This window comes from Streptomyces rubellomurinus (genome assembly GCF_000961885.1).
Lineage (GTDB): Bacteria > Actinomycetota > Actinomycetes > Streptomycetales > Streptomycetaceae > Kitasatospora > Kitasatospora rubellomurina.
Map to the genome: position 1 here is coordinate 26,325 of NZ_JZKH01000032.1, position 16,674 is coordinate 42,998.

Here is a 16,674-nt window from a genome sequence, read left to right on the forward strand (position 1 = left end):
GGGTGCCTCTCATCGTGACGACCGGACGGATATCCGATGCGTTCCCCCTCGGTGAGGACGCGTGGGACGGCGAGCCCGACGGCTGCCCCGACGACGGCCCGGAGGTGCGGCACCGCCGCGCGGCCAGGGCGCTGCAGGCCGTCGCGTTCGACACCATCGGAGCCCGGTACGGCGAGGCGTTCCCCGCCAAGGACGGGCAGCTGGCCTGCGGGCGCCGGCTGCTGGCGGAGCTGGAGCCGGGGGCCCGGGTGCTGGACGTGGGCTGCGGCACCGGGGAGCCGACGGTCCGACAGCTGGCGGACGGCGGGCTGCGGGTGACCGGGGTGGACCTGTCGGACGTGATGCTGTCGCTGGCCCGCCGGGCCCGGTACGCGGGCGAGCATCCGCCGTCGTTCCATCGGATCGACCTCTACGATCTGGCCACCGAGCGCGCGTCCCGGGTGTGGGGTTCCCCGGAGCTGGGGCCGGCGGGGGCCGGCCGGTTCGCCGCCGTGACGGCGTTCTTCTCGCTGATCCTGCTGCCGCAGGACGAGATCCCGACCGTACTGGGCCGGTTGCGCGGGCTGTTGCGGCCGGGCGGGCTGCTGGTCCTCGGTATGGTCGAGGCGGATCTGGATCACGTTCCGCTTCCGTTCCTTGGCAGAGAGCTGCGGATCAGTGGGTATCTGAGGGAGGATCTGGAGCGGGTTCTGGTCACGGCGGGGTTCGCGGTCGAGGAGTGCTCGGGGCACCCGTACGCACCGGCCAGCACCTCGCTGCCGCCGGAGGAACAGCTGTTCCTGTGCTGTCGACGCGTCGGCTGAGCGCCCCCGAAGAGACCCGCACGAGACGCACCTAGACGCACCTAGACGCACCGAGACGCACCGAACCGAGCCCACCGACCACCCCGATTCCAGGACAGGCAGCCCGTGCGCGACCAGCTCAAGACCGAGGCGGAGCAGCCGTCCGCCGTCCCGGGCCCGCGCCGTCGGCTCCCGGCCCAGAAGGCCCCCGAGGCCCCCGAGGCCCCCGCCGCCGAGCGGCCCGAGCGGCCCGCGCCCGACCGCGCCGAGACACCGGCCCGTGCCGAGGTGGCGGACCGCCTCGCCTACCTCGACTCCGCCACCCGCCGGATCAACAGCGCCCTCGACCTGGCCGCCACCCTGCGCAACATCGGCCGGGTGCTCGTCCCGACCCTCGCCGACGCCGCCGTGATCCACCTGCGCGACCCGCTGCCGAACGTCGAGCGCGAGCCCGGCTTCCCCGACGAGCTGCGCATCCACCACAGCACCGGCACCCGGATCGGCCGCCAGGGCCGCCGGGGCGGCCTGGACGACCGGAACCGCTCCCGGTACGGCTCGCGCTCGACCGCCGATCCCGGCCCGGCCGTCCCGGTGACCCGCGGCGGCGCGATCGCGCACACCCTGCTGAGCCGCCGCCCGGCCGAACCGGCCGTCCTCGGCACGCCCGCCGCCGAGCGCACCGCGACGCTGCTGCGCGAGCTGTACGGCACCCGCGGCCCGTCCCGGCTGGCCGCCGGCACCTCGGTGCTCGCGCTGCCGCTGCGCGGCCGCAAGGCCGTCCTCGGGCTGCTGGTGCTGATCCGCCGGCCCCCTGAACGCACCGGCCGCCCGCCCTTCGACGCGACGGACACCGCGACGGCCGCCCACCTGGCGACCCAGGCGGGGCTGGCGGTGGACACCGCGCTGCGGTACGCCCGCGAGTGGGAGATAGCCAACGAGCTCCAGCGCAGCATGCTGCCGTTGCGCCTGCCGCAGCCGCACGGCGTCCGGCTCGCGCAGCGCTACCTGCCGGGCGAGCGCGGCGCGCAGGTAGGCGGGGACTGGTACGACGCCGTGCCGCTGCCGGGCAACCGGGTCGCCCTGATCGTCGGAGACGTGATGGGCCACTCGCTCACCTCGGCCGCCATCATGGGCCAACTGCGCACCAGCGCCCAGACCCTGGCCGCGCTCGACCTGCCGCCGCACGAGGTGCTGTACCACCTGGACGAGCAGGCGCAGCGGCTGGGCCGCGAGCAGCACCTGGCGACCTGCGTGTACGCGGTGTACGACCCGATCGCGAACCGGGTGGTGCTGGCCAACGCCGGGCACGTCCCGCCGGTGCTGGTCCGCCCGGGCGGGAAGGCCGAGTTGGTGGAGCTGGACTCCGGGGCGCCGATCGGGGTCGGCGGGGTGGACTTCAACTCGGTGGAGCTGCCGGCGCCGCCCGGCTCGGCGCTGCTGCTGTTCACCGACGGCCTGGTGGAGACCCGCAACCGGCCGATCAGCGACGGTCTGGAGCTGCTGCGGGCCCGGATCTCGGGCGCCCGCTGGCAGTCGCCCGAGCAGCTGTGCCAGGAGGCGCTGCGGATCCTGCCGCCGGGCGACCGGGGCGACGACATCGCGCTGCTCGGCGCCTGCTTCGACGGCATCCCGGCGGGGGACGTCGCGCACTGGTACCTGCAGCCGCGCAACGAGACGCCGGGCCGGGCCCGCCGGCTGGCCGCGCACACGCTGCGGCGCTGGGGGCTGGAGGAGTTGAGCGAGGCGACCGAGCTGATGGTGAGCGAGCTGGTGACGAACGCCGTCCAGCACGCGACCCGGCCGATCACGCTGAGCCTGGTGCGCACGACGCGGCTGCGCTGCGAGGTCGGCGACGACAGCCCGCTGCTGCCGCGCCCGCGCCGTACCGGGCCGGAGGACGAACGCGGGCGCGGGCTGCAGATAGTGGCGCGGTGCGCGGAGCGCTGGGGGGCGACCCGGCTGGGCACCGGCAAGGTGGTCTGGTTCGAGCAGCGCCTGCCGAAGAACTGACCCGGTGCCCGGCCGGGGGGGGCGTCACACCCCGGCGGGCTCCTTCGCCTCGCGCTTCTCCTCGGCGAGGCGGGCCATCAGCTCCTCGCCCTCCATGTCGACCTTCGGCACGACCTTCCCGAGCGACCTGGGGAACCACCAGGCCGCCCTGCCGAACAGCGCCATCGCGGCGGGCACCAGCGCCATCCGCACCACGAAGGCGTCCACCAGCACGCCGACCGCGAGCGCGAAGCCGATCGGCTGGACGATCGGGTCGTCGCCGAGGACGAAGGCGCCGAACACCGACACCATGATCAGCGCGGCCGCCGTCACCACCCGGGCGCCGCCCTTGACGCCGCCGACGACCGCCTCGCGCGGGGCCTTGCCGTGCACGTGCTGCTCCTTCATCCCGGAGACCAGGAACAGCTCGTAGTCCATCGCCAGCCCGAACAGCACGCCGATCAGCAGGATCGGCACGAAGCTGACCACCGGCCCGACCTTCGGCACGTCGATGAACCCGTCCAGCCAGCCCCACTGGTAGACGGCGACGACGGCCCCGAGCGAGGCCGCGATGCTGAGCAGGAAGCCGAGCACGGCCTTGAGCGGCACCAGGATCGAGCGGAAGGCCAGCGCGAGCAGCACCAGCGCGATGCCGGCGATCACCGCGACGAACGGCGGCAGGGCCTGGTCGAGCTTGGTGGAGACGTCGATGTTGGCGGCGGTGGTGCCGGTGACGGCGACGCTCGCGCCGGTCGCGGACCTGAGCGCGGCGCGCTGGTCGCGGATCTCGTTGACCAGCGCCCTGGTGTCCGCGTGGTCGGGGCCGGTGGTCGGGATGACGGGCACCAGGGCCGTCCCGCTCGCCCGGTCGACGGTCGGCGGCAGCAGCGTCCTGACGCCCTCCAGGGTCTGCAGCCGGCCCGCGACGGTCTGGACGGCCTGCTCGGGGTTCGGCGCGTCGTGGGCGTCGACGACGACCACCAGCGGCGCGTTGAAGCCCGGCCCGAAGCTGTCGCTGACCAGGTCGTAGGCCTTGCGGGCGTCCGTCCCGACGGCCTGTGAGCCGCCGCCCGGCAGCCCGAGGTCCAGGCTCGCGGCGGGTGCGGCGAGGACGCCCAGCCCGGTCAGGCCGAGGAGCAGGACGGGCAGCGGGCGGCGGACCACGAAGCGGGCCCAGCGCTCGCCCATGGTGGTCCCGCCGTTGGCGGCCGGGGCTCGCTTCCAAAGCGGGAGCCGGTCGATGCCGCGGCCGACGAAGCCGAGCACCGCGGGCAGCAGGGTGATGGCGACCAGCACGGCCACCACGACCGCGCCGGAGGCGGCCAGGCCCATCACGGTGAGGAACGGAACGCCGGCGACGGCGAGCCCGGCGAGCGCGACGACCACGGTCAGGCCGGCGAAGACGACGGCGCTGCCGGCCGTCGCGGTGGCGCGGGCGGCGGCCTCCTCGGGCTCCAGTCCCTCGTCCAGGTGGCGGCGGTGGCGGAACAGGATGAAGAGCGCGTAGTCGATGCCGACCGCCAGGCCGACCATCAGCGCCAGCACCGGCGCGGTGGTGATGATCTCGAACGAGCCGGTGAGCGCGAGCAGCCCGGCCATGGCCACGCCGACGCCGGCCAGCGCGGTGAGCAGCGGCAGCCCGGCGGCGACCAGGGTGCCCAGGGTGATGACCAGCACCGCCCCGGCGACCACCACGCCGATCGACTCGCTGCCGCCCTCGACCTTCGCCATCCTGTTGTACGCGTCGCCGCCGAAGGCGACGTCCAGCCCGGCCGCGCGGGCCGGTTCGGCGGCGGCCCGGACGGCCTCGCGCTGCTGGTCGGTGACCTCGGCGAGCTTGTGGTCGAAGGAGACCAGGGCGATCGCGACCCGCCCGTCCGGGGAGACCGCGCCGGTGGCGTACGGGTCGGGCACCGCGGCGACGCCCGGGACGTGGGCGATCCGCTCGACGGACGCGCCGACCGCCTTGGCCGCGTCCGGTGCGGCGATGCCGCCGCCGGCGGGGGCGGCGAAGACGACCTGCGCGGAGCCGTGGCCCTGCGCCGGGAAGGTGTCCTTGATCCGGTCCAGGGTGGCCTGCGCCTCGGTGCCGGGCACCTTGAACTCGTCGCTGGTCTTCCCGGCGAAGGCGCCCGCGGCCCCGCAGACGGCGATCAGCACGGCGATCCAGACGGCCAGCACGGCGCGCCTTCGCCGGAAGCAGTAGCGGCCCAGTCGGTACAGGTACGTGGCCATGGGTGACCCCTCGCGGTCGTCGAGCAGGCGGGTGCCTGGCAGCGTCGCGCACCACCGTACGCCCAACTTTGTCAGGTGACAAAGTCGGCCGACGAGACCGAATGACCGGATCGGTTGACACGGTTGCCCGACCGTGGCGATACCCTGACGGAATGGCTCATGTCCCCGCCTCCGAACGCCGCCCGCAGCTGGTCCAGGCCGCCCTCGACCTGATGGCCAGGGAGGGCGTCGCGGCCGGCAGCACCCGCGCGATCGCGGCCGAGCTGGGCGTGGCGCAGGCGACGGTGCACTACACCTTCGGCACCAAGAAGGACCTCTACCGAGCCGTGGTCGAGCAGCTGACCGCCGAGTTCATCGGCAACGTCCGCGCCGCCGACCCGGGCGACGGCCCGTTCGGCGAGCAGATCCGGGCACTGGTCCACGCCCTGTGGGAGAACTCGACCAGGGGGGACGGGCACTGCGAACTGCTCAGCGAGTTCGCGGCGCTGGCGATGCGCGACCCGGACCTGCAGGAGATCATGTCGGCGATGCAGCGCGAGATCGAGGGCACCGCCGCCGAGATGCTCACCGCGCTGGCCGAGGCGCACGGCATCCGGCTCGCCCTGCCCGCACGGGAGGTCGCCGTCTTCTTCCTGGCCGGCTTCGACGGCCTGACGGACCGCCACCTGGCGCAGCGCACCCCCGGCGAGCCGGCCGACCCGGACACCCTGCGGGGCCTGGAGGTGCTGATCGCGACCGCGGTCGGGCTCTGCCTGGGCGCCCCCGCGATCAGCTGACGATCAGTCGACGATCCGCACCGGCAGCTCGGCCAGCACCTCGCGCAGCGCCGCCGCGAAGCGCTCGTACTCGGCGCTGCGGGCCGAGCCCGGCCGGGTCGCCAGGCCGATCCGGCGGCCGGGCGCGGGCTCCGCGAAGCGGACGGCGGCCAGCCGGTCGGCGCGCCCGGCCTCGACGTCCAGCGCGGTGGCGGGCAGCAGGGTCACCCCGAGGCCCCCGGCGACCAGCTGGACCAGGGTGGACAGCCCGGCCGCGCGGGTGGTGGAGCCGGCCGGGTCGGCGCCGACCTCGCGGCAGATGTCCAGCGCCTGGTCGCGCAGGCAGTGGCCCTCCTCCAGCAGCAGCACCTCCAGGTCGAGCAGCACGTCGCGCGGGACGTCGATCCGCCCGGCGAGCGGGTGCCCGGGCGGGGTGACCAGCACGAAGTCCTCGTCGAACAGCGGGATGTCGCGGGTCGGCGAGGCCCCGCCGGCCGGCAGCGCGAGCAGCAGCACGTCGAGCCGCCCGGCGGCCAGGCCCTCCAGCAGCGAGGGGGTGCGCTCCTCGTGGACGTGCAGCTCCAGCTCGGGGAAGCGGTCGCGGACCAGCCGGAGCACGGTGGGCAGCAGGTACGGTGCGACGGTCGGGATGACGCCCAGGTGCAGCGGCCCGGTGAACGGGCGGCGGGCGGCCTCGACCTCCTCGGTGAGGGCCTGCAGCGAGGCCAGCACCCGGCGGGCGTGCGCGTGCACCCGCTCCCCCAGGGGGGTCACGATCACCTTGCGCGTCGTACGCTCGACCAGTTGCGCGCCGAGGGCCTCCTCCAGCGCGGCGACGGCCCCGGACAGCGCGGGCTGGCTCGTCCCGGTGGCCGCGGCGGCCTCCCGGAAGTGCCGGTGCTCGGCCACCGCGACGAAGGCCCGGAGCTGGGCGACGGTGGGGGTGCGGGGGGCGCGGACTGTGGCACTCGCCACAGTCGCCTCGGGCTTGCCGCCCTCGCCGCGGCGGGAGCCGGGCCGGGACGTGCGCGGTTCATTACTGATAACAATCTCCGATCAGACACATCCAGGGTAGCTATTTCCCCGATCAGTCCACCATGTGGAATGGTGGACGGCGTCCGGAATCCGGACAAAACTCCCCGCAGTCTCACTTCAGGAGAAGCGAACGTGCTCACGATCGGTGACAAGTTCCCCGAGTTCGACCTCAAGGCCTGTGTCGACCTGGACGCCGCGAACGCCTTCGCCGACATCAACCACAAGTCCTACGAGGGCAAGTGGAAGATCGTCTTCTTCTGGCCGATGGACTTCACCTTCGTCTGCCCGACCGAGATCGCCGCGTTCGGCAAGCTGAACGACGAGTTCGCCGACCGCGACGCCCAGATCCTCGGCGTCTCCGGCGACTCCGAGTTCGTGCACCACGCCTGGCGCAAGGACCACAAGGACCTGCGCGACCTGCCCTTCCCGATGCTGGCCGACGTCAAGCACGACCTGATGCGCGCCTGCGGCGTCGAGGGCGAGGACGGCACCGCACAGCGCGCCGTGTTCATCGTCGACCCGAACAACGAGATCCAGTTCGTCATGGTGACCGCCGGCTCCGTCGGCCGTAACCCCAAGGAGGTCCTGCGGGTGCTGGACGCCCTGCAGACCGACGAGCTGTGCCCGTGCAACTGGAACAAGGGCGAGGACACCCTCGACGCCCAGGCCCTGCTGGCGGGCTGACCCATGGCTCTCGACGACCTGAAGGCCGCCCTCCCGGACTACGCCAAGGACCTCAAGCTCAACCTGGGCTCGGTCATCGGCAACTCCGACCTCCCCGCCCAGCAGCTCTGGGGCACCGTGCTGTCCTGCGCGATGGCCACCCGCAGCCCCCGCGTGCTGCGCGAGCTGGAGCCCGAGGCCAAGGCCAACCTGTCCCCGGAGGCGTACAACGCCGCCAAGGGCGCGGCCGCGATCATGGGGATGAACAACGTCTACTACCGGACGCTGCACCTGCTCTCCGACAAGGAGTACAGCACGATGCGGGCCGGTCTGCGGATGAACATCATCGGCACCCCCGGCGTCGAGAAGGTCGACTTCGAGCTCTGGTGCTTCGCGGTCTCGGCCATCAACGGCTGCGGCCAGTGCCTGGACTCGCACGAGGGCGTCCTGCGCAAGGCCGGTGTCGAGCGCGAGGTCATCCAGGCCTCGATGAAGATCGCCGCCGTGCTCCAGGCCGTGGCCGGGGTCCTCGACTCCGAGGCCGCGCTCGCCTCCGTCGACGCCTGAGGCACCGCGCCACCCGCACCACCCCGCACCACAGCGACGGGCCCCGCCCCGGACACCACGTCCGGCGCGGGGCCCGTCCGCGTGCGCGGGCCCGGCCGGTCAGTCCGCGGCCGGGGCCGGCTCGGCGGGACGGACGGGAGCGGGCGCGGGCGCGGGCGCGGGCCGGGTGTGGGTCGGGTGGGCCTGCGGCTGGGCGGCGGCGGTGCGCTCGGCCGCCTCGCGGGCGGCCTCCATCGCGGTGAAGACGGCCTGGCCGGCCTCGTTGCGCCGGCGCAGGTGGGCGATCACGGTGTTGGTGACGGCGATCAGCGGGACGGCGACCACCGCGCCGCCGATGCCGCCGATGATGCCGCCGGCCGCGACGCCGAGCACCACGCCGAGCGGGTGGACCCGGACGGCCCGGCCGAGGATCAGCGGCTGCAGGATGTGGCTCTCCACCTGCATCACCACGATCAGCACCACCAGCACCATCAGCGCCGTCCACGGCCCCTGGGTGACCAGCCCGATCAGCACCGCGACGGTGCCGGTGATCAGCGCGCCGACCAGCGGGACGAACGCGCCCAGGAAGATGAGCACGGCCATCGGCAGCGCCAGCGGCACGCCGAGGAAGTCGACCCCGATGCCGATGCAGACCGCGTCGATGAAGGCCACGCAGACGGTGCCGCGCACGTACGCGGTGAGGGTCGCCCAGGCCTTCGGCCCGGCCCCGGCCATCGCGAACCGGGAGTGCCGGGGCAGGCCGCGCAGCGCCCAGTTCCAGATCTTCGCCCCGTCGTAGAGGAAGAAGAAGGTGGTGAAGAAGGTCATCATCAGCGCGGTCAGGACCTCGACGGCGATCTGCGCGCCGGTGATCGAGACCGAGGTGAGCCGGTCGGTGTTGCTGGTGATCGCCCCGGTGATCTGGTTGGCGAAGTCGGTGATCTGCTGGTGGGTCAGGTGCAGCGGGCCGTCGATCAGCCAGTCCCGCATCTGGTCGACACCGGTCTTCACCTTGGTGGTGACGGTGTCCACGTTGTCGGTCACCTGCCACACCACGAACCAGCCGACCAGGCCGATCCCGGCCAGGCCGCTCAGGAACGTCCCGCCGGCGGCCAGCGAGCGCGGCACCCCGTGCCGTCGCAGCCAGGAGACCGAGGGCTCCAGCAGCGCGGCGATCAGCAGCGAGGCCAGCACCGAGAAGGCGACCAGCCGCAGCATGTCGACGACGTAGAAGACGACGTAGAGCGCGGCGCCGAGCAGCAGCAGCCGCCAGGTGGACTCGGCGGCCACCCGCAGCCCCCAGGGCACCGCCTCGGCGGGGGTGGCGGGCCGGCCCGGGTGGTACTCGCGGCCGAGCGTCGCCTGGGCGGGCGGCGCCGGCGCGGGGGCCGGTGAGGCCTGGGCAGCCTGGGCGGCCAGTGAGGCCGGGGTGGCCTGGGTCGCCGGCACGGGTGCCGGGAGCGCGGCCGGGGCCGCCACGGCGGCCGGGCCGTGGTCGGCGCGCGGCTCGGGGAGCTCGGCCGGGACGGCGGCCGCTCCGGCCGGTTCGGGGACGGCGGGGTCGTGCGGATCGGCCGCCATCGCGGCGCGTCGGCGCCGTTCGATCACGGCGGCCGCACTCGCCACCACGGCCATGCCCTTGGCCACGGCCTTGAAGGCCTTTCCGCCCCGCGCCATCCTGCTACCCGCCGCTTCCCTGCCGCTTCCGCCGTGTCCGGCGCTCCGCCGTGGGTCGCGCCACGGCCGTCAGGGATGACGCTACCCGGCGACGGCCCGGCGAGTCCGCCCCGCCGCGGGGTTCGGTTCGACCGGACCATCGGACAACGAGGACCAATCCCAATGTTTCGCATGGTTTCGGACACCGGGCGGTGGGGAGGAGTCGGAACGGGACCAGCGCCGCGCGGCAGGGCCGCGGGCCGCGTCCCGGCAGAAGCCAACCGCCGGCGGACCGGCCGGTGCGGGGAGCACCAGGACCCCTTCCCGCGCCCCGCGTCCGCACCCAGGACCGCACCGCCCGCGAGCGCCCCGGTCAGCGCAGCCCGGGCGGCGCGGCCCGCCCCGTCCGGCGGGACCGCGCTCGGGGAACGGGCCCGAAAACGGGAACGGCCCCCGGCCGCTCGTCGACGGGACGACGAGCGGCCCGGGGGCCGTCGAGGGCGCGGACGGACCGCGGGCCCTCCTAGTACCAGCTGTGGGCCTGCCAGAACGACCACGCGCCGCAGGGGCTGCCGTAGCGGTCGTTCATGTAGCCGAGGCCCCACTTGATCTGGGTCGCCGGGTTGGTGCGCCAGTCGGCACCCGCCGAGGCCATCTTCGAGCCGGGCAGCGACTGGACCAGGCCGTACGCGCCGGAGCTCTTGTTGGTGGCGGTGTAGTCCCAGCCGCTCTCGCGCTTCACGATCTGGCTGAAGCACTGGAACTGGGTGTCGTTGCCGATGATCTGCCGGGCGATGTCCTGGACCGAGCCGGGGCTGACCGAGACGGCCGGCGCGCTGTCGGTGGCGGTCATCGCCGAGCGGGCCTTGGACCGGTTGGCGGCCTCGGCCTTGCGGGCGTCGTCGGCGGCCTTGGCGTCCGCGTCGGCCTTCGCCTGCGCGTCGGCCTTCGCCTGGGCGTCCGCGGCGGCCTTCTGGCGCGCGGCCTCGTCGGCGGCCTTCTGCTCGGCGGCGGCCTTGGCGGCCGCGTCGGCGGAGGCGCGCTGGGCGGACGCCTGCTGGCCGATGTTGTCGCTGACGGTCTGCGCCTGGGTGCCAGAGGGGACTTCGGCAAGCAGGGTCGCACCGGCGACGTCGACCGTCTGCGTCGTCTTGCCCTCGCTGCCCGAGGCCACACCCACGACGGCACCGACAGCGGTGACGGCGGTGGCGGAGGCCACAGCAACTCCCCGGACCGAGATCCGAGTCACATGGTTTCCTTCCAGCGTCGCCCACGCGTGACCGTGCGGGCGCAAGTTGCCCCTTGGCACGGACCTCCGCACGGTGCTCTGGTCACGGGAGGTGCTGGCCCGGCGTCCGGCCGAGGTGAGGCGACCGGGCGTTGAGATCGGGCGGCGTACGGCTCATCGGTCTTCAATTGTGCGTCCACCGACCGGAGTTGGCGGACCTTCCGGGACCGGACTTCCGGGCTCCGGAAGCCCTGTCGCGCCGTACGCGGGGCCTGACAGAACCCTCACCATGCCGCAAGGGGCACGGTCGACGCAATTCCCGCCCGCGTGGCGCACGTCACACCCAAGGGTGAAAAGCGGCGGGGCCCGCTCCGTCAGGAACGGGCCCCGCTACGGCAGTTGACCGTATTGTCCTACTATGCCCCGGTCAGAGGCGGATCACGGGTGGATGTCCTCCAGCATCTCCGTGACCAGCGCCGCGATCGGCGAACGCTCGGACCGGGTGAGGGTGATGTGGGCGAACAGTGGATGCCCCTTCAGCTTCTCCACCACCGCCACCACCCCGTCGTACCGGCCCACCCGGAGGTTGTCCCGCTGCGCGACGTCGTGGGTGAGCACCACCCGCGAGCCCTGCCCGATCCGGGACAGCACCGTCAGCAGGACGTTGCGCTCCAGCGACTGGGCCTCGTCCACGATCACGAAGGCGTCGTGCAGCGAGCGCCCCCGGATGTGGGTCAGCGGCAGCACCTCCAGCATCCCCCGGGAGATGACCTCCTCGATCACGTCCGGGGTGGTGACGGCGGAGAGCGTGTCGAAGACCGCCTGGGCCCAGGGGCCCATCTTGTCCGCCTCGCTGCCCGGAAGGTAGCCGAGCTCCTGCCCGCCGACCGCGTACAGCGGCCGGAAGACCATCACCTTGCGATGCTGCCCCCGCTCCAGCACCGCTTCCAGCCCCGCGCACAGCGCCAGCGCGGACTTGCCCGTGCCGGCCCGGCCGCCCATCGAGACGATGCCGACCTCCGGGTCCAGCAGGAGGTCCAGCGCGACCCGCTGCTCGGCGCTGCGCCCGCGCAGGCCGAACGCCTCCCGCTCGCCGCGGACCAGCCGCACCCGCCCGTCGCCGGTGACCCGGCCGAGCGCCCGGCCGCGCTCCGAGGTGAGCACCAGGCCGGTGTGGACGGGGAGTTCGGCGGCGCCGTCGACGTCCACCGGGACGTCGTGGCCGCCCGCGAACAGCGCGTCCACCTGGTCGGCCGGGACGTGCAGCTCGGTCATGCCCGTCCAGCCGGACGTGATCGCCAGCTCGGCCCGGTACTCCTCGGCGAGCAGGCCGACCGAACTGGCCTTGATCCGCAGCGGGAGGTCCTTGGACACGACGGTGACGTCGTAGCCCTCGGCCTGCAGGTTGCGGGCGACCGCCAGGATCCGGGTGTCCGCCTCGCTGGCGCCGGACCGGTAGCCGGCCGGCAGTATCGACAGGTCGGAGTGGTTGAGCTCGACCCGGATCGTGCCGCCCAGCTCGCCGACCGGGATCGGCTCGTCGAGCCGGCCGTACCGGATGCGGTAGTCGTCGAGCAGGCGGAGCGCCTGACGGGCGAAGTAGCCCAGCTCCGGGTGGTGCCGTTTGGCCTCCAGCTCGGTGACGACCACCACCGGGAGGACGACCTCGTGCTCCTCGAAGCGGGTCATGGCGAGCGGGTCCGCCAGGAGCACGCTGGTGTCGAGAACGTACGTGCGCCGGTCTGGTGTCCGGCGGCTCTTGGAACTGACCACTAGGCCTCCAGAGCGGATGACCCTGCGTCATCCGCGGCATGCCGGCCCCCGCTGCCCCGGTGGCCTCGGGGCCGGACTGACTGGAGTATTCCCAGGCGAGCGGCGGTGCATTCGCGCCCCCGGCGAACTGACGGATCATTGCCGGTGAACGTTTGGCCTCGCGCGGGGCCCGGGTACGCCAGCCCTACGGCGGTCACTTCACCGTGGGACGGCATGGGGGCCCAGACCCCAGGGAGCCGCGGGACTAGAGGCCCAGTCGGCGGTGCCGCTGCTCGTACGCCCGCAGCGCGCGCAGGAAGTCGACCTTCCGGAAGGCCGGCCAGTACGCCTCGCAGAAGTAGAACTCGCTGTGCGCGCTCTGCCAGAGCAGGAAGCCGGACAGCCGCTGCTCGCCCGAGGTGCGGATGATGAGGTCCGGGTCGGGCTGGTTGCGGGTGTAGAGGTGCTCCGCGATGTGCTCGACGGTCAGGACCTCGGCCAGCTCCTCGATCGAGGTGCCGCGCCCGGCCTGCTCCTGGAGCAGCGAGCGGACGGCGTCGGCGATCTCGTGCCGGCCGCCGTAGCCGACCGCGACGTTGACCGTGATGCCCTCGATGTCGGCGGTCCGCTCGGCGGCGCTCTTGAGCACGCCGGCGGTGTGCTCGGGCAGCAGGTCCAGCGCGCCGACCGGGTTGACCCGCCAGCGGCGGGCGGCGGCCAGGCCGGCCACGGCCTCCTCGATGATGCCGAGCAGCGGGACCAGCTCCTCGGCCGGGCGGTCCAGGTTGTCGGTGGAGAGCATCCACAGGGTGACGACCTTGACGTGCGTCTCGTCGCACCAGCCGAGGAACTCGCTGATCTTGTCGGCGCCGCGCTGGTGGCCGTACGCGGTGGAACCGCCGGTGGCCTTGGCCCAGCGGCGGTTGCCGTCCAGGATCACGCCGATGTGGTGCGGGGTGCGTGCGAGGTGGACCTCGACCCGGCGGCCGTAGAGGCCGTACATCCCGCCCAGCAGGGTGCGCAGCCCCGGCGTCCGTTCGGCCACATCGCGCAGACCCATGGTTCCCGGCCCCTCTTTTTCCTCGTTCAGCTGGTGCTTCTCAGCCCCCGGCGCAGCCTACTCCGGCGCGCAGGCGGGCGGTAAAGCCGCAGGTAGCGGTCTGGTCACGGTCCTGTACGGAGTCTGTCCCGGCGGCGTGTCGGCCGCCTGCGGGGGAAAGGCGCCGGCCGGCCGCCGTGGCGCGGACACGGAACGGTCTCCGATTCCTTAAGGAATCCGTAAGCAGGCCGTCCGATGCTTGACGGCCGCTATTGGTCTAGTCCAGCTTGTCACCCAGGACGCAGCGGGTACCGCTCGCCCCCCATGTCTCGCACCGGACCTCCCCTCCCCCACACGCGGCCGCCGCGCCCCCCACCGCGGCGGCCGCTCCTCCCCCAGGAGCGTCGCACCATGGCCCGTACGCCGAACCAGCCCGCCCACAAGCGCCGGCGCAGCCCCCTCCCGGCCGTCGCGGCCGGCGCCACCGCCCTCGCCCTGGCCGGCGGCGGCCTGGCCCTGTTCGCCGGCGGCGCCAGCGCGGCGGCCGGGAACCTGGTCGCCAACGGCGGCTTCGAGAACGGGCTGGGCGGCTGGAGCTGTACCGGCGCCGCGAGCGCCGTCTCCTCGCCGACGCACTCCGGCGCCGGCGCGCTGCAGGCCACCCCGGGCGCGGGCGACACCGCCGAGTGCGCCCAGACCATCAGCGTGCTGCCCAACACCAGCTACACGCTGAGCGCCTGGGTCCAGGGACCGTACGTCTACCTCGGCGCGCGCGGCACCGGCGGCACCGACCCGTCGACCTGGTCGAACCAGAACAGCTGGAACCAGCTGTCCACCACCTTCACCACCGGGGCGAGCGCCACCAGCGTCACCGTCTACCTGCACGGCTGGTACGGGCAGAGCGCCTACCTGGCCGACGACGTCGCGCTGGCCGGCCCCGGCGGCACGTCGACGCCCTCGCCGACCGCCACCCCCACCCAGACGCCGACCGCCTCGCCGACCGCCACCGCCACGCCGACCCGGACCGCGACCCCCACCCCCACGGCGACGCCCACCCAGACCGCGACCCCCACCCCCACGGCGACGCCCACGGCCACCCCGACCGCCACCACCCCGCCGGCCACCGGCCTGCCCGCGCACGCCGTCACCGGCTACTGGCAGAACTTCGACAACGGCTCGACCCCGCAGCGCCTCGCCGACGTCCAGAGCGCGTACGACATCATCGCGGTCTCCTTCGCCGACGCCGTGCCGACCCGGACCGGCGCGATCAGCTTCACCCTCGACCCGGGCCTGTCCAAGGCGCTCGGCGGCTACACCGACGCGCAGTTCCGCGCCGACATCAAGGCCAAGCAGGCGGCCGGCAAGAAGGTGATCCTCTCGATCGGCGGCCAGAACGGCGCGATCACCGTGGGCGACGCGACGGCCGGGGCGAACTTCGCCGACAGCGCATACGCGATCATCAAGGACTACGGCTTCGACGGCATCGACGTCGACCTGGAGAACGGCGTCCAGGCCGGCCCGCTCGGCGACGCGCTGCACGCCCTGCAGGCCAAGGTCGGCCCCGGCTTCGTGCTGACCATGGCGCCCGAGACGATCGGGATGTACAGCACCGCCGGCGCGTACTTCCAACTGGCGCTGAACACCAAGGACATCCTGACCGTCGTCAACACCCAGTTCTACAACTCGGGCGGCATGAACGGCTGCGACGGCAAGGTCTACAACCAGGGCACCGTCGACTTCATCACCTCGCAGGTCTGCACCCACATCCAGGGCGGCCTGCGGCCCGACCAGGTCGGCATCGGCGTCCCGGCCTCCGCCAAGGCGGCCGGCGGCGGCTACGTCGACCCGTCCGTGGTGAACAACGCGCTGAACTGCCTGGCCACCGGCGCCAACTGCGGCAGCTTCGTGCCGCCGGCCAAGTGGCCGACCATCCGCGGCGCGATGACCTGGTCGACCAACTGGGACGCCAACAACGGCAACGCGTTCTCGAACGCGGTCGGCCCGTTCGTGCACAAGATGCCGTAGTGCCGGACAGCCCCTGAGGACCCAACCCCCTCCGGCGTGCCGCTCCTTGAGGGTGGGGCCCGCGCGCCGGCGGCCGGGCCCGCCGTACCCACCCGGTACGGCGGGCCTTTCCGCGTCCTCCCGCCGGGCGGCGCTCAGCGCCCCAGCACGGCGGCCAGCGCGCCGAGCAGCAGGAACGGGCCCACCGCGAGGTCCAGTCCGCGCACCGGGCGGCGGCGGGCCAGCGCCGCGACGGCCCGCACGACGCCCCAGAGGCCGGCCAGCAGCACCGCGGCGCACAGCCCGCCGAGCACCGTCCGCCAGCCGTACCAGCCGAGCAGCCCGCCCAGGGCGAGCCCGAGCGGGGAGTCGCCGGGGCCCAACGCGCCCAGCCAGACGGCCAGTTCGAGCACGCCCCCGACCGCGAGGGCGGCCAGCAGGCAGCGCAGCAGCGTCGCCCCGGGCTGCTGGGCGGACAGCGCGGCGGGCACCAGCAGGCCGGCCGTCCCGCCGAGCAGCGGCGTGGTCAGCCGGTACGGCAGCCGGCGCACCCGGGCGTCGACGAAGCCGAGCACCACCCCGAGCGCCGCGGCCCAGGCCAGCGCCGGGGTCACCACCAGCAGCCCGTCCGCCGCGTACGCCACGGCGACGGCGACGGCCACCGTGACCGGCTCCACCGTCCAGGGGCCGGCGCCCAGCCGCTCCCGGCAGCCCGGGCAGCGCCCGGTCGGCGGCAGCAGGCGCACCGGGCGCCCGCACGACGGGCAGGCCTCGCACCAGGGCTCGCCCTCCGGCACCGCGAACCGGGCGATCAGCCCGCGCAGCGGCACGGCCGCCAGGAGACCGACCAGCACCGCCGCGACCACGACCGGGACCACCGGCGCACCCCCTCCTCGTCCGACACCGGCCACATCCTCCCGCGTGCGGCGGTGTGCCGTCCGTCTCGTTCCACCCGGCCGCGCGCCGCCACCCCTCGTGTACGGGGGCAAT

At 74.0% G+C, this 16,674-nt stretch carries 13 protein-coding genes; 6 read left to right on the forward strand and 7 right to left on the reverse strand.

The window, feature by feature from the left end:
- Window positions 1–104: 104 nt before the first annotated feature.
- Both VM95_RS17345 and VM95_RS17350 read left to right on the forward strand, forming a co-directional pair.
- A complete protein-coding gene (locus VM95_RS17345; protein ID WP_045697743.1) occupies window positions 105–803 on the forward strand; it encodes a class I SAM-dependent methyltransferase in 699 nt (232 codons plus the stop codon).
- Window positions 804–908: 105 nt separating this feature from the next.
- Window positions 909–2,792, forward strand: coding sequence for a SpoIIE family protein phosphatase (locus tag VM95_RS17350; protein WP_045697693.1), 1,884 nt, complete (start codon window positions 909–911; stop codon window positions 2,790–2,792).
- A 24-nt stretch (window positions 2,793–2,816) separates the two neighbouring features.
- Here the strand turns inward: VM95_RS17350 and VM95_RS17355 are convergent, their stop codons facing one another.
- Complete coding sequence (locus tag VM95_RS17355) at window positions 2,817–5,006, reverse strand: MMPL family transporter (protein ID WP_045697695.1); 2,190 nt, start codon at window positions 5,004–5,006, stop codon at window positions 2,817–2,819.
- Between the two features lie 152 nt (window positions 5,007–5,158).
- Here VM95_RS17355 and VM95_RS17360 point away from each other — a divergent pair, with 152 nt between their 5' ends.
- Entirely contained in the window at window positions 5,159–5,782 is a 624-nt protein-coding gene (locus tag VM95_RS17360; RefSeq protein WP_045697697.1) for a TetR/AcrR family transcriptional regulator, read from the forward strand.
- A gap of 3 nt (window positions 5,783–5,785) precedes the next feature.
- Here VM95_RS17360 and VM95_RS17365 read toward each other — a convergent pair whose 3' ends face one another.
- Window positions 5,786–6,736 (reverse strand): LysR substrate-binding domain-containing protein, encoded by a 951-nt coding sequence (locus tag VM95_RS17365; RefSeq protein WP_078860046.1) that lies wholly within the window; start codon window positions 6,734–6,736, stop codon window positions 5,786–5,788.
- A gap of 192 nt (window positions 6,737–6,928) precedes the next feature.
- Between VM95_RS17365 and VM95_RS17370 the strand changes: the two genes are divergently transcribed.
- Window positions 6,929–7,480, forward strand: a complete 552-nt coding sequence (locus tag VM95_RS17370; protein ID WP_045697699.1) for a peroxiredoxin — start codon at window positions 6,929–6,931, stop codon at window positions 7,478–7,480.
- A gap of 3 nt (window positions 7,481–7,483) precedes the next feature.
- Window positions 7,484–8,026, forward strand: coding sequence for an alkyl hydroperoxide reductase (locus VM95_RS17375; protein WP_045697701.1), 543 nt, complete (start codon window positions 7,484–7,486; stop codon window positions 8,024–8,026).
- Window positions 8,027–8,125: 99 nt separating this feature from the next.
- Here the strand turns inward: VM95_RS17375 and VM95_RS17380 are convergent, their stop codons facing one another.
- The 4 genes from VM95_RS17380 to VM95_RS17395 form a co-directional block, all read right to left on the reverse strand.
- Window positions 8,126–9,682: an AI-2E family transporter gene (locus VM95_RS17380; RefSeq protein ID WP_045697703.1), complete on the reverse strand. Its 1,557-nt coding sequence runs from the start codon at window positions 9,680–9,682 to the stop codon at window positions 8,126–8,128.
- A gap of 502 nt (window positions 9,683–10,184) precedes the next feature.
- Window positions 10,185–10,910 (reverse strand): aggregation-promoting factor C-terminal-like domain-containing protein, encoded by a 726-nt coding sequence (locus VM95_RS17385; protein WP_045697705.1) that lies wholly within the window; start codon window positions 10,908–10,910, stop codon window positions 10,185–10,187.
- Window positions 10,911–11,327: 417 nt separating this feature from the next.
- Window positions 11,328–12,662, reverse strand: a complete 1,335-nt coding sequence (locus VM95_RS17390) for an RNA 5'-3' helicase PhoH2 (RefSeq protein WP_045697707.1) — start codon at window positions 12,660–12,662, stop codon at window positions 11,328–11,330.
- 244 nt (window positions 12,663–12,906) lie between these two features.
- Complete coding sequence (locus VM95_RS17395; RefSeq protein ID WP_208615473.1) at window positions 12,907–13,701, reverse strand: isoprenyl transferase; 795 nt, start codon at window positions 13,699–13,701, stop codon at window positions 12,907–12,909.
- A 390-nt stretch (window positions 13,702–14,091) separates the two neighbouring features.
- On the opposite strand from VM95_RS17395, the gene VM95_RS17400 reads away from it, so the two are divergent.
- The gene (locus tag VM95_RS17400; protein ID WP_045697709.1) at window positions 14,092–15,705 is read left to right on the forward strand and encodes a chitinase; all 1,614 of its coding nucleotides are present in this window, start codon (window positions 14,092–14,094) and stop codon (window positions 15,703–15,705) included.
- A gap of 134 nt (window positions 15,706–15,839) precedes the next feature.
- Here VM95_RS17400 and VM95_RS17405 read toward each other — a convergent pair whose 3' ends face one another.
- Window positions 15,840–16,562 (reverse strand): prepilin peptidase, encoded by a 723-nt coding sequence (locus VM95_RS17405; RefSeq protein ID WP_052706388.1) that lies wholly within the window; start codon window positions 16,560–16,562, stop codon window positions 15,840–15,842.
- Window positions 16,563–16,674: the final 112 nt, after the last annotated feature.

What these genes read in the sequence shown, in the direction of transcription:
- VM95_RS17355 (WP_045697695.1), bottom strand. Translation starts at nt 5,006, where the DNA reads ATGGCCACGTACCTGTACCGACTGGGCCGCTACTGCTTCCGGCGAAGG.
- VM95_RS17360 (WP_045697697.1), top strand. Translation starts at nt 5,159, where the DNA reads ATGGCTCATGTCCCCGCCTCCGAACGCCGCCCGCAGCTGGTCCAGGCC.
- VM95_RS17375 (WP_045697701.1), top strand. Translation starts at nt 7,484, where the DNA reads ATGGCTCTCGACGACCTGAAGGCCGCCCTCCCGGACTACGCCAAGGAC.
- VM95_RS17380 (WP_045697703.1), bottom strand. Translation starts at nt 9,682, where the DNA reads ATGGCGCGGGGCGGAAAGGCCTTCAAGGCCGTGGCCAAGGGCATGGCC.
- VM95_RS17395 (WP_208615473.1), bottom strand. Translation starts at nt 13,701, where the DNA reads ATGGGTCTGCGCGATGTGGCCGAACGGACGCCGGGGCTGCGCACCCTG.
- VM95_RS17400 (WP_045697709.1), top strand. Translation starts at nt 14,092, where the DNA reads ATGGCCCGTACGCCGAACCAGCCCGCCCACAAGCGCCGGCGCAGCCCC.